The sequence below is a fragment of the Collinsella sp. SGI.180 genome (assembly GCF_050313455.1).
Taxonomy (GTDB): Bacteria; Actinomycetota; Coriobacteriia; order Coriobacteriales; family Coriobacteriaceae; genus Collinsella.
In genome coordinates this window covers 125693-151114 of the sequence record NZ_JBNPLL010000002.1, presented here as the reverse complement: position 1 = coordinate 151114, position 25422 = coordinate 125693, and the positions used below count along the sequence as shown (strand labels likewise).

Annotated in this window: 25 protein-coding genes and 1 other RNA gene; 19 read left to right on the top strand and 7 right to left on the bottom strand. The window is 61.3% G+C overall.

From position 1 onward, the window contains the following. Positions 1-844 precede the first annotated feature (844 nt). The 3 genes from ACQRAP_RS01460 to trpS are packed head-to-tail and all read right to left on the bottom strand — an operon-like array spanning position 845 to position 3110. Positions 845-1177: an MGMT family protein gene (locus ACQRAP_RS01460; RefSeq protein ID WP_427719691.1), complete on the bottom strand. Its 333-nt coding sequence runs from the start codon at positions 1175-1177 to the stop codon at positions 845-847. Between the two features lie 51 nt (positions 1178-1228). Continuing rightward, complete coding sequence (locus tag ACQRAP_RS01455; protein ID WP_427719690.1) at positions 1229-2059, bottom strand: HAD-IIB family hydrolase; 831 nt, start codon at positions 2057-2059, stop codon at positions 1229-1231. 1 nt (position 2060) lies between these two features. Beyond that, the gene (gene trpS, locus ACQRAP_RS01450) at positions 2061-3110 is read right to left on the bottom strand and encodes a tryptophan--tRNA ligase (protein ID WP_427719689.1); all 1050 of its coding nucleotides are present in this window, start codon (positions 3108-3110) and stop codon (positions 2061-2063) included. Between the two features lie 298 nt (positions 3111-3408). On the opposite strand from trpS, the gene ACQRAP_RS01445 reads away from it, so the two are divergent. Continuing rightward, positions 3409-3798: a hypothetical protein gene (locus ACQRAP_RS01445; RefSeq protein WP_233543837.1), complete on the top strand. Its 390-nt coding sequence runs from the start codon at positions 3409-3411 to the stop codon at positions 3796-3798. An 87-nt stretch (positions 3799-3885) separates the two neighbouring features. On the opposite strand, the gene ACQRAP_RS01440 is transcribed toward ACQRAP_RS01445, so the two are convergent. Then, on the bottom strand, positions 3886-4644 hold the full coding sequence (locus tag ACQRAP_RS01440; protein WP_427794718.1) for an HAD family hydrolase: 759 nt from the start codon (positions 4642-4644) through the stop codon (positions 3886-3888). Between the two features lie 313 nt (positions 4645-4957). Here ACQRAP_RS01440 and rpsA point away from each other — a divergent pair, with 313 nt between their 5' ends. From rpsA to ACQRAP_RS01425, 3 genes are all read left to right on the top strand, one after another. Further along, complete coding sequence (gene rpsA, locus ACQRAP_RS01435) at positions 4958-6124, top strand: 30S ribosomal protein S1 (RefSeq protein WP_154515317.1); 1167 nt, start codon at positions 4958-4960, stop codon at positions 6122-6124. Positions 6125-6467: 343 nt separating this feature from the next. Continuing rightward, an RNA gene (rnpB, locus tag ACQRAP_RS01430) (RNase P RNA component class A) lies at positions 6468-6829 on the top strand. Positions 6830-7180: 351 nt separating this feature from the next. Beyond that, a complete protein-coding gene (locus ACQRAP_RS01425) occupies positions 7181-7819 on the top strand; it encodes a YigZ family protein (RefSeq protein ID WP_195838524.1) in 639 nt (212 codons plus the stop codon). Between the two features lie 67 nt (positions 7820-7886). Here ACQRAP_RS01425 and ACQRAP_RS01420 read toward each other — a convergent pair whose 3' ends face one another. Continuing rightward, positions 7887-8333 (bottom strand): C-GCAxxG-C-C family protein, encoded by a 447-nt coding sequence (locus ACQRAP_RS01420; RefSeq protein WP_154515321.1) that lies wholly within the window; start codon positions 8331-8333, stop codon positions 7887-7889. Between the two features lie 230 nt (positions 8334-8563). Here ACQRAP_RS01420 and ACQRAP_RS01415 point away from each other — a divergent pair, with 230 nt between their 5' ends. The 3 genes from ACQRAP_RS01415 to ACQRAP_RS01405 all read left to right on the top strand — a co-directional run bounded on the left by ACQRAP_RS01415 (position 8564) and on the right by ACQRAP_RS01405 (position 11377). Then, positions 8564-9847 (top strand): O-acetylhomoserine aminocarboxypropyltransferase/cysteine synthase family protein, encoded by a 1284-nt coding sequence (locus tag ACQRAP_RS01415; RefSeq protein WP_427719685.1) that lies wholly within the window; start codon positions 8564-8566, stop codon positions 9845-9847. Positions 9848-10334: 487 nt separating this feature from the next. Continuing rightward, positions 10335-10913 carry a xanthine phosphoribosyltransferase gene (locus tag ACQRAP_RS01410; RefSeq protein ID WP_154515325.1) on the top strand — a complete coding sequence of 193 codons (579 nt, stop codon included), beginning with the start codon at positions 10335-10337 and terminating at the stop codon, positions 10911-10913. Between the two features lie 65 nt (positions 10914-10978). Continuing rightward, complete coding sequence (locus tag ACQRAP_RS01405; protein WP_427794717.1) at positions 10979-11377, top strand: peptide chain release factor family protein; 399 nt, start codon at positions 10979-10981, stop codon at positions 11375-11377. An 87-nt stretch (positions 11378-11464) separates the two neighbouring features. On the opposite strand, the gene ACQRAP_RS01400 is transcribed toward ACQRAP_RS01405, so the two are convergent. Together ACQRAP_RS01400 and ACQRAP_RS01395 are read right to left on the bottom strand one after the other, a co-directional pair. After that, a complete protein-coding gene (locus ACQRAP_RS01400) occupies positions 11465-12427 on the bottom strand; it encodes a diacylglycerol/lipid kinase family protein (RefSeq protein ID WP_427794716.1) in 963 nt (320 codons plus the stop codon). 87 nt (positions 12428-12514) lie between these two features. Continuing rightward, the gene (locus tag ACQRAP_RS01395; RefSeq protein ID WP_427794715.1) at positions 12515-13936 is read right to left on the bottom strand and encodes a chloride channel protein; all 1422 of its coding nucleotides are present in this window, start codon (positions 13934-13936) and stop codon (positions 12515-12517) included. 210 nt (positions 13937-14146) lie between these two features. Between ACQRAP_RS01395 and ACQRAP_RS01390 the strand changes: the two genes are divergently transcribed. From ACQRAP_RS01390 to ACQRAP_RS01335, 12 genes are all read left to right on the top strand, one after another. Next, on the top strand, positions 14147-15409 hold the full coding sequence (locus tag ACQRAP_RS01390; RefSeq protein ID WP_427794714.1) for a molybdopterin molybdotransferase MoeA: 1263 nt from the start codon (positions 14147-14149) through the stop codon (positions 15407-15409). Between the two features lie 10 nt (positions 15410-15419). Then, positions 15420-15899: a MogA/MoaB family molybdenum cofactor biosynthesis protein gene (locus tag ACQRAP_RS01385; protein ID WP_427794485.1), complete on the top strand. Its 480-nt coding sequence runs from the start codon at positions 15420-15422 to the stop codon at positions 15897-15899. Between the two features lie 205 nt (positions 15900-16104). Next, positions 16105-16977, top strand: a complete 873-nt coding sequence (gene modA / locus ACQRAP_RS01380) for a molybdate ABC transporter substrate-binding protein (protein WP_427794460.1) — start codon at positions 16105-16107, stop codon at positions 16975-16977. Between the two features lie 115 nt (positions 16978-17092). Next, the gene (modB, locus tag ACQRAP_RS01375; RefSeq protein ID WP_427794713.1) at positions 17093-18574 is read left to right on the top strand and encodes a molybdate ABC transporter permease subunit; all 1482 of its coding nucleotides are present in this window, start codon (positions 17093-17095) and stop codon (positions 18572-18574) included. Positions 18575-18577: 3 nt separating this feature from the next. After that, complete coding sequence (locus ACQRAP_RS01370) at positions 18578-19648, top strand: sulfate/molybdate ABC transporter ATP-binding protein (RefSeq protein ID WP_427747751.1); 1071 nt, start codon at positions 18578-18580, stop codon at positions 19646-19648. A 429-nt stretch (positions 19649-20077) separates the two neighbouring features. Beyond that, positions 20078-20281 (top strand): hypothetical protein, encoded by a 204-nt coding sequence (locus tag ACQRAP_RS01365; RefSeq protein WP_427794712.1) that lies wholly within the window; start codon positions 20078-20080, stop codon positions 20279-20281. After that, a complete protein-coding gene (locus ACQRAP_RS01360; RefSeq protein ID WP_427794711.1) occupies positions 20251-21243 on the top strand; it encodes a double-cubane-cluster-containing anaerobic reductase in 993 nt (330 codons plus the stop codon). Before ACQRAP_RS01365 ends, ACQRAP_RS01360 begins: the two co-directional genes overlap by 31 nt. 155 nt (positions 21244-21398) lie before the next feature. Beyond that, entirely contained in the window at positions 21399-22163 is a 765-nt protein-coding gene (locus ACQRAP_RS01355) for an acyl-CoA dehydratase activase (RefSeq protein WP_427794710.1), read from the top strand. Between the two features lie 70 nt (positions 22164-22233). Beyond that, positions 22234-23283 (top strand): selenide, water dikinase SelD, encoded by a 1050-nt coding sequence (gene selD, locus ACQRAP_RS01350; RefSeq protein ID WP_427794465.1) that lies wholly within the window; start codon positions 22234-22236, stop codon positions 23281-23283. Between the two features lie 60 nt (positions 23284-23343). Next, the gene (yedF, locus tag ACQRAP_RS01345; protein WP_427794709.1) at positions 23344-23970 is read left to right on the top strand and encodes a sulfurtransferase-like selenium metabolism protein YedF; all 627 of its coding nucleotides are present in this window, start codon (positions 23344-23346) and stop codon (positions 23968-23970) included. A 19-nt stretch (positions 23971-23989) separates the two neighbouring features. Next, positions 23990-24241: a DUF3343 domain-containing protein gene (locus ACQRAP_RS01340; protein WP_117847551.1), complete on the top strand. Its 252-nt coding sequence runs from the start codon at positions 23990-23992 to the stop codon at positions 24239-24241. Then, positions 24238-25380, top strand: a complete 1143-nt coding sequence (locus tag ACQRAP_RS01335; protein ID WP_427794708.1) for an aminotransferase class V-fold PLP-dependent enzyme — start codon at positions 24238-24240, stop codon at positions 25378-25380. Before ACQRAP_RS01340 ends, ACQRAP_RS01335 begins: the two co-directional genes overlap by 4 nt. The last annotated feature ends 42 nt before the right edge of the window (positions 25381-25422 follow it).

Sequence of the window (25422 nt, the reverse complement as noted above, 5' to 3'; positions counted from 1 at the left end):
AGCATCCCGCGTATCGACGTGGACGGTGGGCGCATTCTCTCGCGTAACGCCTTCGGCATCCGCAAGGAGACGACGTTTGGCAACATCACCCGTGCAACGCTTCACGCGCAGATGATGAGGATCGACCTGTTCGAGGGCGACCGGAAGTTCTGCTCGATAAGCCTCGAGGGGGTGTGCTCGCTCAACCTCCTCGCCCGTCTGGAGGAAGAGGGCATCGAAGTCTCGGACGCCGTCGACGGTCCCATGACCAAGGCGGGCCTGTGTTGGTCTGCCATCAAGCCGTTGACGATTGTTTTCAACGGCATGGCCCTCGTCTTCTCGCTCGTCCTCGCCTTCATGGCGGTCTTCACCGACGAGGGTGCGCGCCTGCTCGTGCTCATCCCGTTCCTGTTCCTGTTCATAGGGGGGTTCCTGCCCCTGCTCATGCTCGGCATGCCGGCCCGCGGCATCCTCGAGATCGGCAGGCAGGAGCGCGCGCTCGGTTTCTCCTTCTCCGAGGAGATGGCAAGCCGAGGTGCCACGGGTACTTCGCTTGTCGATGACGATTGGTTCATCGAGATCAGCAACGCCCGCGTCGTGGCGTTTCGCCGCGATTACCTCAAGAAGATCACGGCGCACGAGAACAGCGAGAGCGGCGACCGCTGCACGGTGACCACGAGGGGTGGTCGCAAAATCAAGGTGTATGCAAGCGGGCAGCACGCTCGAGGACCTGCGCACGTGGTTCAAACAGGGTGCCAAGGTCAGAAGCACACTCGACCGCGCGGGGGACGCACTCGAGGCGACCGTTTGATTGGGTTGCCTGCCAAGGATCCAAAACGGGAAGGGGCGCTGTCGGCGCCCCTTGTCATACCAGGCCCGCTGGCCAGCGAGAGGCCTGCAGGTCGACATGTCCGTTGGCGAGGAAGGCAACGCCTTCGTCCTCGAGCAGTGTGCGCTGCGCCTCGGGCCCACCGAAGGCGAACCCCTCCGCGAGGCGGCCGTCGGCAAACACGATGCGATGGCAGGGGATGACGCCCGGTTGAGGGTTGACGTGCAGGGCATATCCCACGTAACGGGCTCGCCTGGGCTCGCCGACGAGCTTGGCGATCTGCCCGTAGGTGGCGACCATGCCCGCGGGAACCTGTGCGACCATCTCGTAGACGCTCCCGAAAAAGCCCTCGCGGTTGCTATCAGCCATCACAAACCTTTCAGTGCGCGGGTATCGGCGCGCCCGCGAGCAGCGGACGCGCTACGCCTCCAAATACCTCTCGACAAGCTCCTCAAACGCGCCGTCCATGCCCGTGGTCTCGAGCGCGCCGTCGCAGTGGGGGCGCACGTCGTCGGTGACGTTCGCCACGCCCACGCCGAGTCCGGCGGCCTGGATCATGGAGAGGTCGTTGGCGGAGTCACCCACCGCGATGACCTCGCTCATGGGGATACCGAGCATCTCGGCCAGGCGCATCAGGCCGACTCCCTTGTTCACGCCTGCGGGCATGAACTCGAGGTAGCGCTTCGAGGAGAACGTGATCTCGACGCCAAGGCGCTGCGCCAGGGGCTCAAGATCGCCCCCGAGCTTCTGCAGCGCGTCAAAGTTCCTGTTCACAAACAGGATCTTCACGATGTCGCGCCCATCCAGGAAGGACAGGTCGGGGTGGTCTGCGCTCGAGATATGCGTCACGCCGCTGATCGAGGTGAGGTACGCACGCTCGTCGTCGTCCGCATCGGGCACGAAGACGTGTCCGTCGGCGACGTTGATGTGCATGCTAAGCCCCAGCTCAAGGCCCTTTTGATAGAGCTGCTCGGCACAGTCGCGCGAGAGTCCGCAGGTGGTGAGCGGGCAGGGGTCGCCCACGCGGTTGATAAACCCGCCGTTGTACGACAGAACGTATCCGCCTTCGAGCAGCGACGCATCGACGGCCGCGAAATTGTGCATGATGGACGAGTACCAGCGCCCGCTTGAGGGGACGAACAGAACCCCCAGCTCCTTCATGCGCTTGAGCGCGCGGATGTTCGCCTCGGGGATGGCGTGATTGGAGTCGAGAAAGGTCTCGTCCATATCGCTTGCAACAAGGCGGTACATGCTAGTACACCATGCCCATGGCCTCGCGCACCTCGGCGAGCGTGGCCTCGGCGACCTCGTTAGCGCGGCGGTTGCCCTCGTGCAGGACGTCCTTGACGTAGTCCATATCCTGCACGAGCTCCTCGCGGCGCGCGCGGATGGGGGCGAAGTGCTCGTTCACGCTCTCGGTGACGTACTTCTTGAGCGCGCCTGCGCCGCCCATGCCGATCTCCTCGGCGATCTCGACCTCGGAGCGGCCGGTGCAGATGGCGGCGGTGGAGAGCAGGCCGGACACACCGGGACGGGCTTCGGGGTCGAACGTGATCATGCGCTCGCCGTCGGTCTGGCTCTTCTTGATGCGCTTGGCCGTCTCCTCGGCGGTCATGGAGATGTTGATGGCGTTGCCGTAGGACTTGCTCATCTTGCGCCCGTCAAGGCCGGGCAGCAGCGGCGTATCGGACAGCAGCGCGTCGACCTCGGGGAACACCTTGCCGTAGCGGTTGTTGAACTTGCGTGCGATGGTGCGGGTGAGCTCGATGTGCGGCAGCTGGTCGCGCCCGACCGGCACCACGTTGCCCTTGCAGAACAGGATGTCGCACGCCTGGTGCACGGGGTAGGTGAGCAAAAGGCCGGTGAGCTCATGACCGCTGGCCTCCATCTCGGCCTTGACGGTGGGGTTGCGCTGCAGCAGGGCCTCGGAGACGAGCGACAAGAACGGCAGCATAAGCTGGTTTGCCGCGGGCACGGCGGAGTGCGTGTAGATCATCGTCTTGTCGGGGTCCAGGCCGCAGGCCAGGTAGTCGATGACCATGTTGTAGACGTTGTCCTGGATGTTATCGGTGCTGTCGCGGTCGGTGATGACCTGGTAGTCGGCGATGAGCACGTTGGTGTGCACGCCCATGTTCTGCAGCTCGACACGGCTCTTGAGCGTGCCGAAGTAGTGGCCCAGGTGCAGACGGCCGGTGGGGCGGTCGCCGGTGAGCATGGTGTACTTCTCGGGGTGCTGCGGCAGGTCGGCGCGGATCTGGTTGCTGCGCTCGAGGCTGACCTCATAGCTGAGCTCGTTGGGCATGCTGTCTCCTTTTGGGTTAAGTGCCTGGCCGGCATTGTCGGTCTTGGTTGAAGATGAAGCTACCAGAGAAACGGCGTCTCTTGCCGGAATCAACGATGGTTTTCGCCGTGTCGTCCCGCAGGGCCGTTTCCCTTCTTGGGAAGGAGCCCCTCGATATGCTCGAGCCGCTCCTCATGGGCCACGTGCGCCGCGCGCTCCTCGGCGGCGAAAGCGGGGTCTTCGGGCGTGACGGTCTCATCTCGCTGTCGACTCCGGTACCACCGCGACGGCGCTCCTGAGCCTGCTCGTCGACAAGCCGGTGACTATCTACACCACCAACGGCTATGCATGTCGGTTTACGGGCGAGCTTGCTGCTAAGGTGGTGGTAATTGGCGGCGACTTCAACCCCGTTACCTGCTCGCTCACCGGTCCTATGGTTGAGAGCGCGCTGCGCGAGCTGTACTTTGACCGGGCGTTTATAGGTGTCAACGCGGTGGACGAGGACCGCGGTATCATGACGCCAGGTTATCCCGAGGCTATCAAAAAACGTATCGTGATGCAGAATTCCCAGGCGAGTTACGTACTCGCCGATAGCTCCAAGTTCCACGTGTTTTCAAATGTAAAGGTGTGCGACCTGGAGGGCTTTACTGTTATTTCCGACAGGCGCGACTCCAAAATCGGCGAACGCGTCAAAATGATCACGGCCTAGGACACTGGGGCATCGCATCTTGCCCTCAAGCCGTTGCCCACGTAACGAAGCGTGGGGCAAACGTGCGCCCCATTCCTGATTTGGGGACTAGCTTAGTTCGTCGGCTATTTGGTGCTCGTAGAAGGCTTCTACTACGGCGTTAAAGTCGCGGGCGAAGTCTTCCATGGTTCCGCGCCAGGTGGCTCGACTGGGTTTTCCCTGGCCAACATAGGCAGTTTGAATGCCGCAGGCGGGGCTGGGGAAATCGCGCTTGGGATCGTTGCCCACCATAAGGACCTCGTGCGGCTCGAGCCCCATGACCTGCAGCTGCTCTAGATAATATGTGGCATCGGGCTTGCAGCGCGTGGCGTTGCCCATGTGCGTTACGAGCTCGAAGGGCGCGTCTGTCAGCTCGCCCCAGCCCATGCGGCACTCGATGGCCCCTTGGGGAAAGCTGGGGTTGGTGAAGAGCGCGCAGCGCAGCCCCGCGTCCTGTACGGCTTGAAGCGCGGCGTGCGCACCCGGCATGGCTTTTGCGTTGATCATGTCATCGTTCTTGTACGGCAGAACTTCGTGATCGTAGTAGGTAAACGCCTCGTAGATAAGTGGGTCCGAGAGGCAAATGCCGCACCGGCGCTCGATCTCGGTCTGGTAAAACTTAAGATTGGTGCGATTGTCCGTGCTGCTGCGGCGATTGGCGTTGAGGTCGATCAGGATGGTGCCGAGGCGTGCCATCGTACCACCGCGGCTGCATCGTCCGATATCCGCGAGCATTGACGAGACATCCTTAAAATAGCGAAGGATAAACGCGTTGAGATTGATGCTGAGAAGCGTCTCGTCCATATCGAAAACGACTGCTTTGAGCACGCGGGCACCTTTCTCGAAAAATCGTTTAGAACGTTGGCTCCGGATACTTTACCCCAAAGCCGTATACTCAACTGCTTATCGTCAACTTATGGAGACGGTCGTTCACAAGATTGCGAAAAAGTCTCCATACGAGTAAAAAATCGCAGTTCACGCTTGAAATCGAAGTGATTTCCACGTAACCTATACGAACGTGATTGCATAAGCGTCACATTAGTATCTGTCGGCTCCCGAGTGTTCCTAAACGTTGTGTGCTTGTCGCACCCTTCTGTAGGTCCTAGCAATCGGGGCCCCGTAGTTCGAAAGGGGTCCACCTTTGAGTGAGATTCAGAACTCGTCCATTTTCTCTCTTGACGATGTCAACGAGGAGGAGATGAACAACCTCATCGACGGTACGATTACCGACTTTGATGAGGGCGATCTCGTTAACGGTACTGTCGTTAAGATCGAGCATGACGAGGTGCTCGTTGACATCGGATTCAAGTCCGAGGGCGTTATCCCGGTCCGCGAGCTGTCCATCCGCAAGGACGCTAACCCTGCAGACATCGTTGCACTCGGTGATTCCATCGAGGCCCTGGTTCTCCAGAAGGAGGACAAGGACGGTCGTCTGGTCCTTTCCAAGAAGCGTGCCGAGTACGAGCGTGCTTGGAACCGCATCGAGGAGAAGTTCAACTCCGGCGAGAACGTCGAGGGCGAGGTTATCGAGGTTGTCAAGGGCGGCCTGATCCTCGACATCGGCCTGCGTGGCTTCCTGCCCGCTTCCCTCGTCGACCTCCGTCGCGTCAAGGATCTCACCTCCTACATGGGCACCCGCATCGAGGCCCGCGTCATCGAGATGGACCGCAACCGCAACAACGTCGTTCTCTCCCGTCGCGTCGTGCTTGAGGAGTCCCGTAAGGCCGAGCGTTCCGAGATCCTGTCCAAGCTCAAGTCTGGCATGCGTCTCCAGGGCACCGTTTCCTCCATCGTCGACTTCGGCGCCTTCGTCGACCTCGGCGGTATCGACGGCCTCATCCACATCTCCGAGCTCTCCTGGAACCACGTCAACCATCCTTCCGAGGTTGTCAAGGTCGGCCAGGAGGTCGAGGTCGAGGTTCTCGACGTCGATCTCAACCGCGAGCGCATCTCCCTGGGTCTCAAGCAGACCACCGAGGATCCGTGGCGCGCACTGGTCAAGAAGTACCCCGTCGGCGCTATCGTCGAGGGCACTGTGACCAAGCTTGTCCCGTTTGGCGCTTTCGTCGATCTGGGCGAGGGCATCGAGGGCCTGGTGCACATCTCCGAGATGGCCAACAAGCACGTCGACCAGCCTTCTCAGGTCACCCACGTGGGCGACAAGGTTCAGGTCAAGGTCATGGAGATCGACCTCGACCGTCGTCGTATCTCCCTGTCTATGAAGTCCGCTGCTGAGACTCTGGGCGTCGAGATCGAGGTTACCCCGCTGCCTTCCGAGAAGAAGGACGAGGAGACCGACGCCGAGTAAATCGGTTTGACGATCACTTGCTTTAAGGGATCCGTCCGCAATGGACGGGTCCCTTTTTGCGTTTGCCGGTGAGGTGCGCAATGCTACTCGTGCGCAATGCTGTCCGGGCTGTTCACGGGGGCTATTGGGTTGTCGGTGCATGAAAATGCCGACATCCCGCCTCGGGGAGGAGGCGGGAACGCACCGAGTAGACGGAGGGGTGCGGAGCGCGGTCGCGTCTCGACTGGCGACGTTGCCCATCGACAGCCCTATTGTACTGCATGGCATGGTTCTTGGTATATCGTGTCGAACGCTTGTGTTGTGCCTTTGCCTGCGGCAACGGTGTGTTACACTCTTGCACTGCTGAGTGGGCCAGACGGTCGCGCGATGTGCTGCTTGCGGCACGCGTGAGGAAAGTCCGGGCTCCAGAGGGCGGGATGCCGGCTAACGGCCGGGCGGAGTGATCCGACGGAAAGCGCCGCAGAAAAGAAGACTCCCACCTGCGCCGCAAGGCGTAAAGGGAAAAGCTGAAACGGTGGTGTAAGAGACCACCAGCGTCGTGGCAACACGGCGGCTTGGCAAGCCCCATCCGGAGCAAGCGCGAATAGGAACGCTATGGGCCGGCCCGGTCCGCGTTCGGGTAGCGTGCGTGGAGCTGCACGGTAACGTGCAGACAAGATAAATGACCGTTCACGACAGAACCCGGCTTATAGGCCCACTCGGCACTTTGTTGACGCTGCGAACCCGTCAGCGCGACAATCTGCCTTTCAAGCCTTCGGGCATGACCATAAGGTCAATGCCCTCGTCTTTCAAGGCACCTTGCTCGCGCTGACGGGTTCTCGCTTTCGTTGACGGAATCATCGGCGGTTCCGTTCTTGGCATCTCGCTGTTTTTGCCTGGTCATCGGCTCCTTTCTGTTGCAATCTCGTCTTTCAAGGCACCTTGCTCGCGCTGGCGGGTTCTCGCTGTTGGTGACGGCATCATTGGTGTTTTCGCTCTTGTTGGCGAGGACAACGGTGCTGTCTTTGCCGTATTATTGAGGCTGTTTGTTGCCGCGCTTAGTTTTGTTGAGGGGCTTTGTTGGACAGCTACTTTACTCTGCGATCGAATATTGAGGCTTCTGGCGAGTTTGTGGATCGCAAGAGCCGGTTTATTGCCCAGCTGGTCCATATTGAATCCGAGGATGAGGCGAATGCCTTCATCGAGATGGTTCGCAAGCGTCATTACGACGCTCGACACAATGTTCCCGCGTGGATTTTGGTCGATGGACGCGAGCGTCAGAGTGATGACGGTGAGCCGAGCCGCACGAGCGGCATGCCGACGCTCGAGGTGTTGCGCGGCGCTGGGCTCAAAAATGTTTGCTGCGTGGTGACGCGCTATTTTGGCGGCACGCTGTTGGGGCCCGGTGGCTTGGTGCGCGCCTATACCGCGGCGACGCAGGCGGCGGTGGCAGCTGCTCAGGAGGCAGGGCAGGTCGTTGAGATGACGAGCGTCGTGCCTGTTGACGTGCACGTGGCCTATCCGCAGTATGAGCAGGTGCTTCGTTTGGCGCAGGATTCGGGTGCCAAGGTTTCGGATACCGATTACGCGGATGCCGTGACGATTCATTTGGTGTTTAAGGCGGGGGAGCAGGAGCCGTTTTGCGCTAAGATGCGCGAGCTTATGGCGGGGCGCGAGGAGATTGAGGTCGGCGCTCCCAAATTTGCCGAGTTCTAACGGCGACGGCCGGCGTGCTTTTGGATGAATCCCAAGCACGCCGGCCGTCGTTTTCTGTTGCCGCCGTTTACTCGGCGAGCTGCTTTAGCACATCGCAGGCGATCTCGATGGCGTCGTCGATGCAGCCGGGGCAGCTGCGGAGCGGACCATTGTCCGATCCGATGCCCTTGAGCGTGCCGCAGACGGTCGTCGTGTTTTTCGTTTTAAAACGCTTGGCGATTTCGCGCGACAGCTTGTAAGTCTGGCCCTTGGTCTTGGGGTTATCCATGCCGTCGCTCATTACAAAGCCCATGATGGCCACGGCGCCCGAGATAGCGCCGCAGGTCTCGGTCATGCCGCCCATGCCGGCGCCAAAGCCCTCGGTGAGGATAAAGGCGGTCTGGGGGTCGAGCCCGACGGCGGGTGCGAGCGTGCAGGCGACGGCCTGTGCGCAGTTAAAGCCACGGGCGTGGTATTCGGCAGCCTGAGCCTGACAGGCGGTGATGTCGAGCTGGGCAGTATCGATTTGCTTCATCGTTGTCTCCTCGGTAACGGTGTACTCGCCTATGGTACCCTTGCCGATGCATTTGTTCATCGAAAGCCTCATGTATGCCTCATTTTTATCTATCGAATAAATGCCAAGATCTGCGATAAATGCCCCCTGTTGATTTGTCTCATAACCTACCTTGGGGATGGGTTGAGAGGGGTGCGGGGTAGCGGTATCGTGAACCGGATAAAAATGTAACCCAGGCAAGGGAGCTAGATATGAGCGAGCAGACCATCGGTACTACATGTGTTCAGGGCGGCTATCACCCGGGAGACGCGGAGCCGCGCCAGGTGCCCATCTACCAGTCCACCACGTGGAAGTATGACACGTCCGAGCACATGGGCAAGCTGTTTGACCTGGAGGAGTCTGGCTATTTCTACAGCCGTCTGCAGAACCCTACGTGCGATCTGGTTGCCGCCAAGATCTGCGAGATGGAGGGCGGCACCGCTGCGATGCTCACGAGCTCGGGCATGGCTGCGAACTTCCTCGCAATCTTTAACGTGGCCGGCGCCGGCGATCATGTGGTCGCAAGCTCGGCCATCTACGGCGGTACCTACAACCTGCTTGCCCATACCATGGGTCGTATGGGCGTTACCTGCACGTTCGTTGCCCCCGATTGCACCGATGAGGAGCTCGAGGCAGCCTTTGAGCCCAATACCAAGCTCGTCTTTGGCGAGACGATCGCCAACCCCGCCCTTGCCGTGCTCGATATTGAGCGCTTTGCCAAGGCCGCGCATGACCACGGCGTGCCGCTGATGGTCGACAACACCTTCCCGACGCCCGTGATGTGCCGTCCCTTTGAGTGGGGCGCCGATATCGTTACGCACTCCACCACCAAGTACATGGATGGACATGGGGCCTGCCTGGGCGGCGTGATCGTCGACCACGGCCAGTTTGATTGGATGGCCCATGCGGACAAGTTCCCGGGTCTCACCACGCCCGATGAGAGCTACCACGGCGTGACCTATGCCGAGAAGTTCGGTCGCGAGGGCGCCTTCATTACCAAGGCAACCGCTCAGCTCATGCGCGACCTCGGCCCCATGCAGAACCCGCAGGCGGCGTTTTTCCTGAACAGCTCGCTCGAGAGCCTGCATGTGCGCATGCCGCGTCATTGCGAGAACGGCCTGGCTGTTGCCAAGTTCCTGCAGAGCCATCCCAAGGTGCGCTTCGTGAGCTATCCGGGTCTGGAGGGCGACAAGTACTATGACCTAGCTCAAAAGTACATGCCCAACGGTACCTGCGGCGTTGTGAGCTTTGGCTTTAACGGTGGTCGCGCGGCGGCCGAGACCTTTATGAAGAGCCTCAAGCTCGCTCAGATCGCCACGCATGTGGCCGACGCCCGCACTTGCTGCCTGCACCCCGCTAACGCCACGCACCGCCAGATGAACGATGAGGAGCTTATCGCCTGTGGCATCTCCGCCGACATGGTGCGCCTGTCGTGCGGCCTCGAGGACACGGCCGATCTGATTGCCGACCTTGAGCAGGCGCTCGAGCAGTGCTAGGCTAGCGTTCGTGCAAGGCGCCGATGCCGGCAGAAAGCTTCGGCGACCTTTAGCTCCGATACCGTAGGCGGGGCCCCAATCGCGACTGTTTGCAGGCGATTGGGGCCCCGTTTTTGTGTTGCGCCACTCGAAAGGATGGATATGGAGAAACCGCAGAGCAACTGCGCCACGAACACATAGCTGTTGAGGGGGACACCCATGGCAAGAACAAATGGGCGATTCTGTTTACGGTGCTCATCATGACGTTTATGGTGTGTCTGGATTCGACCGTCGTGACCGTGGCGCTGCCCGTGATGCAAAAGGAGCTGGGCGTGGGCCTCGATCGCATTCAGCTGGTAAGCTCGGTTTATCTGCTTGCGGCTTTGCGGTGCGATGCGGCTTTGTGGTGCGATGCGGCTTGTGGGGCGGGCGGGGGTCGGTCCGTGGTAGACTATCGAGCAACGTTTATTAATCGCGCGGTATCGTTGCCGCGAGAAGGGGTTGCGCCATGCAGGAGCTTGAGGACCGTATTCGCCATGACGGCATCGTAAAGGCTGGTAATGTCCTTAAGGTTGATGCTTTCCTCAACCACCAGTGCGACGTTGAGCTGTTTGACCACATGGGCGCCGAGTGGGCCCGTCTGTTCGAGGATGTCGAGATTAACAAGATCCTTACGATCGAGGCTTCGGGCATTGGCATGGCCTGCATCGCAGCCCAGCATTTTGGCGGCGTGCCGGTGGTCTTTGCCAAGAAGGCGCAGTCCATCAACCTCGACGGCGAGCAGTATGCCACGACCATCTACTCCTTTACCAAGCAGAGGGAGTACCCGGTCATCGTTGGCAAGCGCTTCCTGTCCGAGGGCGACAAGGTCCTGATTATCGACGACTTCCTGGCCAACGGATGCGCGCTCGAGGGTCTTATCAAGATCTGCGAGGCCGCAGGCGCCGAGGTGTCCGGCATTGGCATTGCGGTGGAGAAGGGCTTCCAGGGCGGTGGCGATAAGCTCCGCGAGCGCGGCTTCCGTGTTGAGAGCCTGGCCCGTATCGCCGATATGGACTGCGAGAACGGCGAGATCACCTTCGCCTAAGCGCGCAACACAAGCGATTGGTATGCGATGTGACAAAGGGGGTGTCCCTTTGTCACATTTTTTGTATGAGGGGAGGTGTTGATATGGATGAGAACACGATGGGATGGCGTGAGTATGCGCGCTATGCCGAGATGTCGGTCGAGGAGCTGGCGCGCGATTGCGAGGTGCAGGTGTTTCGCGCGACGGGTCCGGGCGGGCAAGGCGTGAACACGACGGACTCGGCGGTGCGCATGAAACATATCCCTACGGGGATTACCGTGACGGCGCGCGAGAGTCGCAGTCAGTTCCAAAATCGTAGCTGCTGTTTACGTAAGCTGCGCGCTGAGCTTGAGCGTCGCGGGCGTCCACCGCGTCGACGCGTAAAGACCAAGGTGCCTCAGCGCTCTCGCCAGCGCAGACTTAATGACAAGCACTTCAACGCCATTAAAAAGGCCAACCGCCGCAAGCCGGGCGGGGAGGAGTGATCTTCTCGATAAGTTGCGGTGAAATAGGGGCTGTTTTGCGGCTTTACCTGCATAAACGGTCCCTATTTCACCGCAACTTAGGGGTGGTTAGCGGGTTGGACGCCAGACTTGGAGGGCGCCGGGTAGGATGTCGACTTCGATGCGCGAGGCGATAACAGGTTCGCCGTCGGCCTGAATGGGGTAGTCGGGCTCCTCAAAGGTGAGCTCGGCATGGCGGCAGCGGCGTATGCAAACCGGCGGCAACTTGGTATGGTGGCCGTCCTTGGCCGAAAGGAACATGGGAAGCGCGACCGCGCGCGGAACGGGGCCGCAGGCGTAGCAAACGTCGAGCATGCCGTCACACGGGTCGGCGTCGGGACAGATACGATAGCCCGAGCCATAGGTGGGGCCCAGCTGAATCGCCATGATGATCGCCCTCACGCGCTCGGCGGGCGCGCCGTCAAAGCTGACTGTCATGGGGTAGTTGCGATAGCGCAGGCCAAACTGTTCAAGTCCCGAGAGGGTGTAGAGCGGAGCGCCGGTGAGGCCCGTCTTTTTGCGCAGCTCGGTGGTGCCCAGGCCGATGGCGGCGTCAATACCGACGGAGAGCGTCTGGTCGTAGTACTCAACGCAAGCCTCGCCGCTACCGCTTGCGGGGTTCCATGAGCGAATGCGACCGATGTCCTGACGCTGCAGCTCGCAGGTGAGCAGCGCGGCAAAATCCTTGCCGGAGAAATCTTCTATACCGAGCGTTTGGGCAAAATCGTTGCCGGAACCCACGGGTAGGATGGCAAGAGCGGGGCGGGGGTCCTCCTTTTGTGCCATAAGCCCGTTGACGACCTCGTGGATCACGCCGTCGCCGCCAAGGGCGATAACGGTGCGATAGCCCTGAGCCTGTGCGGCCAGCTCCTTGGCGTGCCCCATGCACTCGGTCAATACCAGGTCAAACTGGGATGCGCGTGCAGTCATGTCCAAAAAGCGTTGCAGGCGCTCGGCAACTTCGCGCGCCGCACCCGATTGGGCGGCGGGGTTGGCGATGATGAGCGTGCGACCAAAATCAGTTGCGTGCATGGGCGACTCCCGGCATATGGCGTGACGGTGCGGTCGCGCTCGGGTCGAATTGCCCCCCGATTGTGGCTGCACGGCGAATACTTACGTCTACTCTATCAGGTCGTTGTGGCGCTCGATAGCATCCGCTACCGTACCGCCCTCATCCACTATAAGCGAACGGCGCTTGGGTGAGATGATGCGCTGGGCAGGGTACACGCCGCGGTGTCCGCCGGCGAGATAGCTGATAAAGGCCACGATGACAAAGAACCCGGCGGCCGTGCCGTGGAACAGGTCGATGGCCATCATGCAGGTGGTGATGGGCACGTTAAGGCCGGCACAGAACACGCCGAGCATGCCGAGAGCCGCCAGAAAACTGGGGTCGAGCCCGGTAAGGCAACCGATCCAGCCACCGAGTGCCGCACCGATGCCAAACAGGGGCGTGACCTCGCCGCCTTGGAAACCGGCACCCAGGGTGAGTGCCGTTACGACGAGCTTGATGGCGGCGTCGGCGAGGGTGGTGTTGCCGGCAAACCCGGCGCCCGAAAGCCACGTGGAAAGGCCGGCGTAGTCCCAGGCGTCGAGGAGAGCATAGACAGCCAAAACCACGAGTGCGCCTATAAGGGCGCGAACGAGGTAATTGGTGATAAAGCGACCGTACAGGCTCTTGACGGTTCGAACCGACCAGGCAAAGAGGCGTGCCGTCAGACCGAAGATAATGGCGCTGATAACAACGATAACGACCGTTTTGGGCGTCATGGCGGGAACGCTGGCGATGGCATTCGCTTCGTACTCGGTACCCAGGGCGAGTGATGTAAAGTAGCCGGTAAACGAGGCGACCAGGCAGTAGATCCCTGCGGTGTAGTCGATCTTGCCGATAAAGCACATCTCCATGCCAAAGAAAGCTCCGGCAAGGGGCGAGCCGAATACGGCGCCAAAGGCCGACGAGATGCCGGCGAGCATGAGGTCGTGGTGGTCATGCTTTTTGAGGTGGGCGAGGCTTGAGATGTTGCTGGCGATGGTGCCGCCAATCTGCACCGCGGCCCCCTCGCGACCGGCCGATCCGCCCGTTAGGTGCGTGAGCGTGGAGCAGACGAAGGTGAGGACGGCCATGCGCATATGGATGAGGCGTGTACCCAGAGCGGAGTCGATGACCAGGTTGTTACCGCGTTTGGCGGCAAGACCGTGGTTTTTGTACGCCCATGCGGTGGCAACGCCCACAACGGGAAGCATGGCGTAGATCCACGTATGGTGCTCGCGATAGTCGGTCGCGATATTCAACGAGGCCAAAAACGCCCAAGCGGCAACGCCCATGGCGAGCGAGACGATGACGACGAGCACGAGCAACTTAGCGCTCGCGAGTAGGTTGTGGGCATTGCGGCGCGTGTCGGCAGCCAAGAGATGCTCGGAGCGGGTGAGCTGTTGCCTGCCTGCCATGATGACGTCGTTCAGGGAGAAAAAGCCGCCGTCGTCGAGCGACTGGGAATGATCCTGCGCCTCGTTTGCGCTTTCGGGTTTTTCGGTAAAAGCCATACGTTCCTCTTTTAGGTTGCAACACGAGCATTATAGAACGTGCCAAACGTGACAAACCGGCAGGTTGGTTTCGGTTCTGTTTCGCGGCTTGCGGCCGACAGATGTATTCGAGAACGTGGGTCGTTTCGCCGTCGTGCGGCAGGGGATTATACTGAGACAAGCATAAAGAATTGGCGCCCCCGTTGTGCGCTGTGGCATTAAGAGGTGCATATGGCAGAGAAACTCATTCCGCTGGAGGACGCGCAGTCGATTGTTCTGTCTCACGTTGCTCCGACCGATCTCGTCGAGATTCCCGTGTGGCAGGCCGCCGGTCTTCCCTTGGCCGAGGACGCGGTGGCCGATATCGACATTTCGCCGTTTGCCAACAGCGCTATGGACGGATATGCCGTGCGCTCGGCGGACTTGGTGCAGGCATCTGGCGAGGCGCCCGTGACGCTTTCTGTCGTAGGGCACGAGGCAGCGGGCCATGTCTTTGAGGGCGCAATCGGCGCGGGCGACACGGTTCGTATCATGACGGGCGCGCCGGTACCCGAAGGTGCCGATGCCGTGGTGAAGTACGAGATCGTCGATGTGCTCGACGGTGACGGCAACGAGGGTTCGCGTGTGAGATTCTCGGCGCCTGCCAAGGTGGGGGAGAACGTTCGATCGGCTGCCGAGGAAGCGCATACTGGCGACGTCGTGATGTACGCTGGAGAGGTTGTGGCTCCGGCGGGCGCCGGCTTGCTGGCGAGCGCCGGGTATGCGAGCGTGAAGGTGCATGCCGCGCCGCGCGTGGGCATTATCTCGCTGGGGACGGAACTGGTCGCACCGAGTAACGTGCCGGCGCGCGGGCAGATTCGCGACTCCAACTCGTCGGCGTTGATGGCCGAGGCGCTCGATGCAGGAGCCGAGCCCGTATTCTACGGCATTGCGCCCGATGATGAGCAGGCGATTGCCGAGTTGGTGCATCGCGCCGCGCAGGAGTGCGATTTTGTCATTACGAGTGGTGGCGCCTCTGCGGGTGATTACGACTATGTGACGGCGCTCGTTCGGCGCGAGGGCGAGGTGCTGTTCGACCGCATCTCGATGCGTCCCGGCAAGGCCATCACGTTTGGCCTGCTGGGGGGCAAGCCATATTTGGGACTTTCGGGCAATCCCGCGGCGGCGTATGTGGGCTTTGAGATGCTCGCCCGCCCGGCGATCCGCAAGATGCGTGGCTTTGCCGAGGGCGTGCGTCCCGTGCAGCAGGCGAAGCTCACACACGGCGTGAAGAAGCGCCAGGACCGACGCTTCTTCGATCGCGCCACGGTTTTGCGCGACCCCGAGACCGGTGAGCTGTTGGTGACCGAGGCCAAGACGCAGAATTCGGCGCTGCTCGGCACGATGCAGCGGGCCAACTGCCTGCTGCGTATTGACGAAGGCCCGTGTGACCTCAGGGCGGGCGACGTCGTGGATGTCGTGCGTGTCGACTTGCCTGAGGGCGCGGTGCTATAGGAGGAATGCTATGGAGCTGAAGATATCGATTGTGACGTGCTCGGATACGCGCGATCTTGCCCAGGACGAGGCGGGTGCTGCGCTCGAGGAACTCATCGCGGCGCAGGGCTGGACGGTCGCCTCACATGTGGTCGTGCGCGACGACGTCAGCGAGATCGGTGATGCCATTGTGGAAGCGGCCGATGAGTGCCACGCCAATGTCGTGCTCACCTGCGGCGGCACGGGCCTTTCGATGCGCGACGTGACGCCCGAGGCGACGCGTGCCGTCTGCGACCGCGATGTACCGGGCATTGCAGAGGCAATCCGTGCGTACTCCATGACCAAGACGCGCCGCGCTATGCTTTCGCGCGCCGTGTGCATGCAGCGTGGGCATACGCTTGTCATCAACTTTCCGGGATCAACGAAAGCGGCCCGCGAAAGCTGGGAGGCTGTGAGCGACCAGCTGGAGCACGCAGCTCAAATGACGGCGGGGGGCGGGCACGCCAAATAAGCGCATTACCTGCGGCGGAGTGACCTTACGGGCTGCTCCGCCTTTTTTATGCAGCGACAGTGCGGGCCGTCTCGTGGTTAGCGGTAAAAGAAAGTTATTAGACGAGAAATATTTATCACAAACATTATTCGCGAAAAAGTATAATCTAGTAACAGAATAAAGCTTGCGGCGGGGTGCCCGGGCGTAGCCTTCGAAAGGGTTGAACATGTTCGATACGGTTTCTCGCCGCGGGTTCGTTTCACTTTCCGCTGTCGCCGCTGCCGGCCTTGGGCTTGCCGGCTGTTCCGGCAAGAAGGAGCCTGAGTCGACTGGCTCCGATGCCGGCTCCGCCAAGATTTCGTCCAAGAAGGCTGTCGAGCTGCAGGTCTTTGCTGCCAACTCGCTCGAGAAGGCCCTGCCCGAGGTTCAGAAGCTCTATACCGACCAGACCGGCACCACGTTTGCCGACACGCAGTTTAAGGCTTCCGGCGACCTTGTCGAGCAGATGCGCGCCGGTGCCGCCGTCGACGTACTCATCACGGCCTCCAAGGGCACCATGGATGACGCCGAGGCCGCCGAGCTCGTCGACGCCGACACGCGTGAGGACATGTTCGTCAATGATCTCGTGGTCATTCGTGCCGAGGGCTCCGATATCAAGGTCGAGGCCATCGCCGACGTCGCGAACCTGGACGGCAAGATTGCCATCGGCGACGCCAAGACCGTTCCCGCTGGCAAGTACGCCAACCAGGCCCTGGCCTCCGTGGGCCTCTACACCGGCACCGAGGGCGACGACGGCGAGTATGCACCCGATTTCGCCGACAAGGTGGCTCTGGCCGACAAGGTCGGCACCGCTGCGTCTTACGTCTCTACGGGCGATTGCGTGGCCGGTTTTGTCTACAGCTCCGATATCTTCCGCTACGACGGCATCGAGGAGACCTTCGTGTGCCCCGAGGACTCGCACAAGCCCATCGTGTATCCCGGCGCTGTCGACGATATCTCCGAGCACGCCGACGAGGCCAAGGCGTTCATCGACTTCTGCCTGACCAACAAGAAAGCCCAGAAGATTTGGGCTAAGTACGGCTTTGAGCTTTCCGCGTAGTTCGCAACATCGCTGCATAACGATATGCTTGAGGGCGGGCGTTCTCGCGATCGCCCGCCCTTTTGATTGAACCGGCGTGTCCGCGCGCCGTTGCCCTGTGTTTGAGGAGTCGCCCGTGCCAAGGAAAACGATTCGCCTGCTCGCCGTGCTGGCTGCGGTTCTGTGCGTGCTGACCGCACCGCCCGGGGTTGCTCGGGCCGAGGCACTCTTCACCACCGCCGATGGCCGCCAGGCGACCGAAGATTCCGCGCTTATCGATGGCGTCGGGTTTGGCCTCAACGCGTTTGAGCGCAATGCCAAGGGCACGGCCCGTGCGTTTGCGGGTCAGCCCGAGGGCTACCGTTTTCCTATCTACAAGAAGACGACCCTCGTGACGGTGACGACGCCTGAGAGCATCGTGGTCTGGCTCGACGCCCATGCCGCCAAAGACGCGGGGCTCGATATCTCAAAGGCAGATGACCAAAAGGCGCTCAAGAAGATGCTCGTGGGGCTCGACAAGTCGCACTCCATGGGTGGGGCGTTGCTGGAGGACTCTAATCTCGAATGGGTCTTTACCTCGGATAACGCGCTGGTGCAGAGCGATTACCGCTATCAGTTTAAGGTGAAGGGCGGCAACGGCGATTACTACACGGTAGTGAATGCCGCCGACGCCGCGAATGCCGAGCTAGATTTGGGTGACGGCGTCCTGTGGAGCGATAACGCCGCCCTCGTGCGGTATGCGGACGTGTCGACGACGGTGCCGCCGTCGCTGGCGGAGCGCGCCGCAGCCTTCTTTGGCGACATCGACTATCGCCCGTTTTGGGTGTCCATTAAAACGAGCGGCCTTGCCCTGCTGATCTCCTTTGCGCTGGGCCTGTTTGCCGCGTGGAAGACTATGGGTACCTCGAGTCGCATCAAGGGCCTGCTCGATTCGGTTTTTACGATTCCTATGGTGCTGCCGCCCACGGTCTGCGGCTTTTTGCTCCTCATGCTGTTTGGCCGCTCGACCGGGGCGGGCCAGTGGCTCATCGCGCACGGCATCTCGATTGTCTTTACGTGGCCGGCGGCGGTGATATCTGCCGTGGTGGTGTCGTTTCCCCTGGTCTACCGTACGGCACTCGGTGCCTTCGAGAGCCTCGACACGCAGATGCTCGACGCCGCGCGAACCTTGGGATGGTCCGAACGTCGCATCTTTGCCAAGCTCATGATGCCGCTCGGCTGGCCCTCCATCGCCGCCGGCACGGTGCTCGCCTTTGCCCGCGCGATGGGCGAGTTTGGCTGCACCCTGTTCTTTGCGGGCAACTACGCCGGCATTACGCAGACCATTCCCATCGCCATTTACTTTGAATGGATGGGCGGCAACACGTCGGTGGCCCTCTTTTGGGTCGCCGTCGTGATCATGTTCTGCTTCCTGGTCATCCTGTTCATCAACATGTACACGGCGCATTCGCAAAAGTACCGCGAGCGCGGCCTTTCCCGTGCGGAGCGCAAGCAGGCCAAAGATCTCGCCGGACAGGGCGATTCGCTCGACCCGGCGGGCGGCGATGCCTTGCGTATCGATCGCGAGGCGCTGGCCGAGCTCATGCGCGATGACGCCGTCTCGGAGGGAAGTCGATAGGCCATGTCGCTCGTTCTGGATATCAAAAAGCACTATCCCGGGTTTACACTCGACATGCAGCTTGAGGCCGGCGAGGAGCGTGTGGCGCTGCTGGGCGCCTCGGGCTGCGGCAAGAGCTGTACGTTGCGCTGCATTGCCGGCGTGGAGACGCCCGACGAGGGCAAGATCGTCGTCAACGGTGTGACCTTTTTTGACTCGGCGGCGGGCATCAACCTGTCGCCCCAGGAGCGAAAATGTGCCCTGCTGTTCCAAAACTATCAGCTCTTTCCCAACATGACGGTGGCCGATAACGTATGTGCCGGCGTAAAGGACGCGGGCGACGCCGCGGCGCGCAAAAGGTTGGCGGAGCGCTATCTGGGCATTTTCGGCCTGGCCGATTTTGCCGACCGCTACCCCGCGCGCCTTTCGGGCGGGCAGCAGCAACGCGTGGCGCTCGCCCGCATGGTGGCGGCGCATCCGGGCATCTTTATGTTCGACGAGCCCATGAGCGCGCTTGATTCCTATCTTAAGAGCGCCCTCGAGCAGAACATGCTCGACTTGTTCGATGTCTGCAACCGCACCGTGCTCTACGTGAGCCATGACATTGACGAAGCGTGCCGCCTCTGCCAGCGCATCTGCGTGATGCATAACGGGCATGTGGAGGAGATCGGCTCCGTCGAGGACGTGGTCCGCCGTCCGCAGACGCTGGCGGCGCTGCGCCTGACGGGCTGCAAGAACACAAGCCGCGCACGAAAGATCGGGCCCGAGGAAGTTGAGGCCCTCGACTGGGGCATGACCTTTAACGTGGGTCGCGAGGTTCCCGATAATGTGGTGTACCTGGGCATTCGCGCAAGTTACTTCCATGTGGACAACCGTGCCGAGCGGGGCCGCAACAGCTATGATTTGCACGTGGCCCGAGTGAGCGATTCGCGCTTTGAGCGCCTGGTGCTGCTGGACGTACCGCGCGTCGATGCGCCAACGCGTCTGCAGTGGAAGGTCAACAAGGTGAGCGTACCTGTCGACGGGCTGCCGCAAGCGGGCGAGACGCTGCGCATGCATTTTGATGCGAGCAGGATTCATTTGGTCTGTCGATAGCGCCGGGTAATGCCGTCGGGGATATAAGTCTCGGCGGCTTTGTCTTGCCGTTCGCCGAATGAGGGATGACAAATTCTTATCAATTAAGATAATTATTTATTAAACGACGGCACACGACGCTGTCGTACGAATGTCAACGGTGTTCGCATGGTCGATGACCGTTGATATAGTTGACCTCAACTGGTTAAGGAGGGTGCGCACATGCCGCAGACGACATACATTCGCCGCGTTGCCGCGCGTGCCCTATATATGGCTCGGAGCCGCATATGAGCAGGTATGTTCACGGCTCCGGGAGAGACGACGCACAACTAAATAATCAGCTGCAAAGCAGGTTCCCCAAAATTCCGGGTTTGAGCGCGGCCGGGCAATCGCCGTCCGTCGTGCATCGATACCGCTGTTATCCGTTTTTGGTTCGAGAGGGGAACCGTTATGACTGAAGCGATCGAAGAGGTTAAGCTGCCCAGCACGTTTGAGGAGTTCAACGAGCAGCGCAAGGCGGCGTTTATTCGCGTCAAGGATTATAAGCAGGCGGGCAATCGCCTGGTCGGCTTTTTGTGCAGCTATACGCCGCTCGAGATTACCGATGCCGCGGGGCTGCAAGCGTGGCTCTGTGCGGTACGTCCGACGAGGTGATTCCCGAGGCCGAGAAGGTGCTGCCGGCAAATCTATGTCCGCTCATCAAGTCGACGTACGGCTTTGCCTACTCGCAAAAGTGCCCGTTTACGTACTTTAGCGACATGATCATCGGCGAGACCACCTGTGACGGCAAGAAGAAGATGTACGAGCTGCTGGGGGAGCTCAAGCGCACGCACATTCTGCATCTTCCTCAGGGTCGCGACCGCGCCTACGAGCGTGAAGGCTGGTACGAGGAGTGCCGCCTGCTCAAGGAGGAGCTCGAGGGCTTCTACGGCATCACGATTACCGACGATGACCTGCGCGCTGCCGTCCGTCGTCGCAACCGCTTGCGTGCGGCCCAGCTCGACATGTTTGCGCTGCAGGCCAATCAGCCGGCGGCCATGAGCGGCGTCGACCTGATGAGCACCATGTTTGCCGGTACGTTCAGCTTTGATATCGAGGCCTATACGCAGCAGCTAGAGCAAAAGGTTGCCAAGCTGCGCGAGGCCTATGACGCGGGCGAGCGCCCAGTTGCGGCGGATGCCAAGCGCATTCTGATCACCGGCTGCCCGGTGGGCGGCGTGATCAACAAGATCGGTCGCACCATCGAGTCCAACGGCGGCTTGGTCGTGTGCATGGACGATTGCTCGGGCGAGCGCACGGCGGCCATGATGATCGACCCGGACGCGCCCGACATTCTGCGCGCCATCGCCGACCGCTACCTGGACATCAACTGCTCGGTCATGACGCCCAACGACGGTCGTATGGAAAACACGCTGGCCATGTGCGAGAAGTACCACGTCGATGGTGTAGTGGAGAGCGTGCTGCAGGCTTGTCACACCTTTAACGTGGAGAGTGCACGCATGCAGGAGGCCGTTGAGGGCGCAGGCATTCCGTATATGAAGATCGAGACCGATTACAGCAATGGCGACATGGGCCAGATCGAGACGCGCATCGCCGCCTTCATCGAAACCCTCTAGCTTCCTCAGGTACCGGATCTTGCCCCTCAAACCGTCGCTTGCGTACCCAAAGTACGCTGCGCTCCTCTTTCGGGGCAATCTCCGGCACCTGAGAAACCTAGAGCTAAGGCGCCTGAACGCGCCGCTACCTTTGATGTTTAGATTAGGAGAGAGCCATGATAGGGATCGGGATCGATATTGGATCTACGGCGGCTAAGGCCGCTGTGGTCGATGGGGAGGGTTTGGTGGCGTGGACGTGCGTGCAGCCAACCGGGTTCTCGTCGGTCGATGCGGCCGAGCGTTTGCGTGGCGAGCTTGCCGCGGCTGGCTATGACGTGGCTGCCGACGATGTGCGCGTGGTCGCGACCGGATACGGTCGTGTCGCCGTGCCCTATGCGCACAAGGTTGTGACCGAGATTACCTGCCACGGTACCGGTGCCGTGCGTCTTTTTGGCGACCATGGCACGGTGATTGACGTGGGCGGCCAGGATACCAAGGTCATTACGATCAAGGGCGGCCGCGTGGCAAAGTTCGCCATGAACGACAAGTGCGCCGCCGGTACGGGGCGCTTTTTGGAGATCATGGCCGACCGCCTGGGCATTACCCAGCAGCAGATGTCCGACCTGGCGCGTTCCGGCGAGCCCACCAAGATATCCAGCATGTGCACGGTGTTTGCCGAGAGCGAGGTCATTAGTCTGATCGGCCGCGGCGAGCCGCGCGAGAACATTGCCCGCGGTGTGATCGAGAGCGTCGTGTCGCGTGTGGCGACCATGGCCTCGCAAGCCGCGGGCGCCCCGTACTATCTGACCGGTGGTCTGTGCGAAAACGCCTATGTCGTCGAGCGTCTTGGCGCATTGGTGGGCTCGCCGGTCACCACCTCGCCTCAGGCCCGCTTTGCCGGTGCCATCGGCGCGGCCATTCGCGCACAAGCGCTCAATTAATGCATCCGTTGTAGGCTCGCATTCATGCGTATACTTGGGGGAACTGATTGACCGATGAGAGGAGGTATCGATGGCTGACGATCTCATGAAGCTCACGCAGATGACTGCCGCGAGCGGTTGAGCCGCTAAGTTGGCTCCTGGAGCCCTCGCCCAGGTCCTGGGCGACTTACCCAATGTGCATAACGACAACCTGCTCGTGGGGTTCGATACCTCCGACGATGCGAGCGTCTTCCGCGTTGGCGATAACTTGGGCCTCGTGCAGTCCATCGACTTCTTCCCACCGATGGTCGACGACCCGTTCCTGTTTGGCCAGATCGCCGCGGCAAACTCGCTGTCGGACATATACGCCATGGGCGGACGGCCGAGCCATGCCATGAACCTGCTTTGCATACCCAGTTGCCTGGGCGTTGAGCTTGCCGGCCAGATTCTGGCGGGTGGCGCCGACAAGTGCGTCGAGGCCTGCTGTGCCATCGCGGGCGGCCACACCATCAACGACGACGAGCCCAAGTACGGCCTGTCCGTGAGTGGCTTTGTCGCGCTTGACCGTATGCTCGCCAACAGCGGCGCGCGCGTGGGCGATGTTCTGCTGCTGACCAAGGCGATCGGCTCGGGCATCATCACTACGGCCATTAAGGGCGAGCTCATCGAACAGGACGAGGCCGCAGCCATGTTTGACTCGATGCGGACCCTCAACGAGGCTCCGATTCGTCTGGCCGAGGACCTCGAGCTTCATGGCTGCACCGACATCACGGGCTTTGGCCTGATCGGACATGCGTGCGAGATGGCCGAGGGCTCGGGCGTGCAGATTGAGCTTGTGTCGGGGGTGGTGCCGCTCTTTGACCAGGTGCTCGACATGGCACGCCTTGGCATTATCCCTGCCGGCGCCTACCGCAACCAGGACTTCTTTGGCCCGCGCGTGGCAGTCGACGATGGTCTGGAGCCGGGGATGCTCGACGCGCTGTACGATCCGCAGACCTCGGGCGGCCTGCTTATCGCGGCACCTGCTGCCGATGTGGATGAGCTTGCGCGCCGTCTGCATGCCGAGGGGCGCGTTGCCTCCGTCGTCGGCCGCGTGTGCGAGCCGGTGCCAGGTGGTTCTGCCGTCCTCGTTGTCCGCTAGCCCGCACGTTTATGTAACTGTTTACCGTTCTCTAGAACGGTTCTTTCGAAAGGAAAGGCTATGTCTACCAAGATTGAAGTCAACGCCATGGGCGATGCCTGCCCGCTGCCCGTCGTCAAGACGCTTAAGGCGCTCAAGCAACTCGATGGCGAGGGCGTTGTCGTGACCTCGGTCGATAACGAGACCGCCGTCAAGAACATCTCCAAGATGGCGCAGGAGAAGGGCTGCACGGCCTCGTTCGAGAAGGTTTCTGACGCCGAGTGGCACGTGACCGTGGCGACCTCTGGCGCCGTTGCCGTGGCTGATCCCGAGCAGGATGGCGCTGCCTTCTGTGATGCCAGCGCCGGCAAGGGCAAGCTCGTCATTTCCGTCTACACCGACTGCATGGGCCGCGGCGACGACGAGCTGGGCCACAAGCTCATGAAGGCCTTCATCTTTGCCGTGACGCAGCAGGAGGAGCCGCCCGCGACCATGCTGTTCTACAACGGCGGCGCCAAGCTCACCGTCGAGTGCTCTCCGGTGCTCGATGACCTGAAGGGCCTGGCCGAGCAGGGCGTCGAGATTCTCACTTGCGGTACCTGCCTGGACCACTTTGGCATTAAAGACCAGCTTGCGGTGGGCGAGGTCACCAACATGTACGTGATCGTGGAGAAGATGGAGCAGGCCGTGCGCGTCGTGCGCCCGTAGCGTATTGGTTGGAGTTGCCATGAGGGAGAAGCGTCCGGCGCTTGTCATCACGTTTCCCACCACGGCGGCCGCCATGGGGTGCGAGTCCCTGTGCATCGAGCGCGGCCTTCCCGGGCGAACGATTCCTGTGCCCGGGGAGGTCGCTGCCGGCTGCGGTCTGGCGTGGAAGGCGTTGCCTGCCGATGAGGAGCTGCTGCGCGGCGAGCTTGCCGCAGCTGGTGTTCCCACCGAGGGCTTTACGGTGATTGACATGTGGGAGGTCGTGCGATGATCTACCTGGATAACGCGGCGACGACCATGCTCAAGCCGCAGGCGGTCATCGATGCCGTGACGCAGGCGATGTGCTCGCTCGGCAATGCCGGGCGCGGCGCCACGTCGGGTGCGCTCGATGCGGCTCGTACGATTCACGGTTGCCGTGTCAAGCTCGCGCGCTTGCTGGGCTGCCCACGTGCTGACCATGTTTGTTTTACGCCCAACTCCACCGCGGCGCTCAACACCGCCATCTGTGGCGTGGTGCGCCCCGGCGACCGTGTGGTCACGACGGTGCTCGAGCACAACTCGGTGTTACGCCCGCTCAATCGCCTGGCGGCGGAACAGGGTGTGACCGTTGAGCATGCGGGCTGCGACGCGAACGGCGTGCTCGACTACGACGAGCTCGAGCGGTTGGTTACGCCGGACACGCGTGCTGTGGTGGTGACGCACGCCTCCAATGTGACCGGCAACGCGGTCGACATTGCGCGCGTAGCGGCCATGGCCCATGCGGCAGGTGCGCTGGTGATCGTCGATGCCTCGCAGTCTGCCGGCACGGCGCATATCGATATGCACGCCATGGGGCTCGACGTGGTGTGTTTTACCGGTCACAAGGGGCTTATGGGTCCGCAGGGGACCGGCGGCCTGGCCGTTGCGGAAGGCATTGACGTGGCACCGTGGGCCATGGGCGGCACGGGCGTTCACAGCTTCGATGCGCTGCAGCCGCTTGAGTGGCCCACGCGCCTTGAGGCGGGCACGCTCAACGGTCACGGTATCGCGGGCCTTTCTGCCGGCCTCGACTTTATCGAGGCACAAGGCGGGGTCGAGGCGATTGCGGCGCATGAGCGCTTCCTTGCAGAGCGCTTCCTTGCCGGCGTGCGCGAGATTCCGGGGATTAAGCTCTACGGTGCCTTTGACCAGCCCGTGCGCTCGGCGATCGTCTCACTCAACGTGGGTGATATCGACTCTGCCCAGATTTCGGACGCGCTTATGCAGGGGTGGGGGATTGCGACGCGCCCCGGCGCCCATTGCGCCCCGCTCATGCACCGCGCGCTCGGGACTGAGCGTCAGGGTGTCGTTCGTTTCTCGTTTGGGTATTTCAACACGGACGGGGAAGTCGACACCGCGATTGACGCTTTGCGCGATTTGAGCTGCGATTAGACCAACCTTCTGCGCCCTTAGATAAACCGTTTGCGTAACCTT

Excerpts from the sequence above, each read along its gene's own strand:
- ACQRAP_RS01460 (WP_427719691.1), bottom strand. The coding sequence starts at position 1,177 with ATGGCTGATAGCAACCGCGAGGGCTTTTTCGGGAGCGTCTACGAGATG.
- ACQRAP_RS01455 (WP_427719690.1), bottom strand. The coding sequence starts at position 2,059 with ATGTACCGCCTTGTTGCAAGCGATATGGACGAGACCTTTCTCGACTCC.
- trpS (WP_427719689.1), bottom strand. The coding sequence starts at position 3,110 with ATGCCCAACGAGCTCAGCTATGAGGTCAGCCTCGAGCGCAGCAACCAG.
- ACQRAP_RS01420 (WP_154515321.1), bottom strand. The coding sequence starts at position 8,333 with ATGAAGCAAATCGATACTGCCCAGCTCGACATCACCGCCTGTCAGGCT.
- ACQRAP_RS01415 (WP_427719685.1), top strand. The coding sequence starts at position 8,564 with ATGAGCGAGCAGACCATCGGTACTACATGTGTTCAGGGCGGCTATCAC.
- ACQRAP_RS01410 (WP_154515325.1), top strand. The coding sequence starts at position 10,335 with ATGCAGGAGCTTGAGGACCGTATTCGCCATGACGGCATCGTAAAGGCT.
- ACQRAP_RS01405 (WP_427794717.1), top strand. The coding sequence starts at position 10,979 with ATGAGGGGAGGTGTTGATATGGATGAGAACACGATGGGATGGCGTGAG.
- ACQRAP_RS01400 (WP_427794716.1), bottom strand. The coding sequence starts at position 12,427 with ATGCACGCAACTGATTTTGGTCGCACGCTCATCATCGCCAACCCCGCC.
- ACQRAP_RS01395 (WP_427794715.1), bottom strand. The coding sequence starts at position 13,936 with ATGGCTTTTACCGAAAAACCCGAAAGCGCAAACGAGGCGCAGGATCAT.
- ACQRAP_RS01390 (WP_427794714.1), top strand. The coding sequence starts at position 14,147 with ATGGCAGAGAAACTCATTCCGCTGGAGGACGCGCAGTCGATTGTTCTG.
- ACQRAP_RS01385 (WP_427794485.1), top strand. The coding sequence starts at position 15,420 with ATGGAGCTGAAGATATCGATTGTGACGTGCTCGGATACGCGCGATCTT.
- modA (WP_427794460.1), top strand. The coding sequence starts at position 16,105 with ATGTTCGATACGGTTTCTCGCCGCGGGTTCGTTTCACTTTCCGCTGTC.
- ACQRAP_RS01370 (WP_427747751.1), top strand. The coding sequence starts at position 18,578 with ATGTCGCTCGTTCTGGATATCAAAAAGCACTATCCCGGGTTTACACTC.
- ACQRAP_RS01365 (WP_427794712.1), top strand. The coding sequence starts at position 20,078 with ATGACTGAAGCGATCGAAGAGGTTAAGCTGCCCAGCACGTTTGAGGAG.
- ACQRAP_RS01355 (WP_427794710.1), top strand. The coding sequence starts at position 21,399 with ATGATAGGGATCGGGATCGATATTGGATCTACGGCGGCTAAGGCCGCT.
- yedF (WP_427794709.1), top strand. The coding sequence starts at position 23,344 with ATGTCTACCAAGATTGAAGTCAACGCCATGGGCGATGCCTGCCCGCTG.
- ACQRAP_RS01340 (WP_117847551.1), top strand. The coding sequence starts at position 23,990 with ATGAGGGAGAAGCGTCCGGCGCTTGTCATCACGTTTCCCACCACGGCG.
- ACQRAP_RS01335 (WP_427794708.1), top strand. The coding sequence starts at position 24,238 with ATGATCTACCTGGATAACGCGGCGACGACCATGCTCAAGCCGCAGGCG.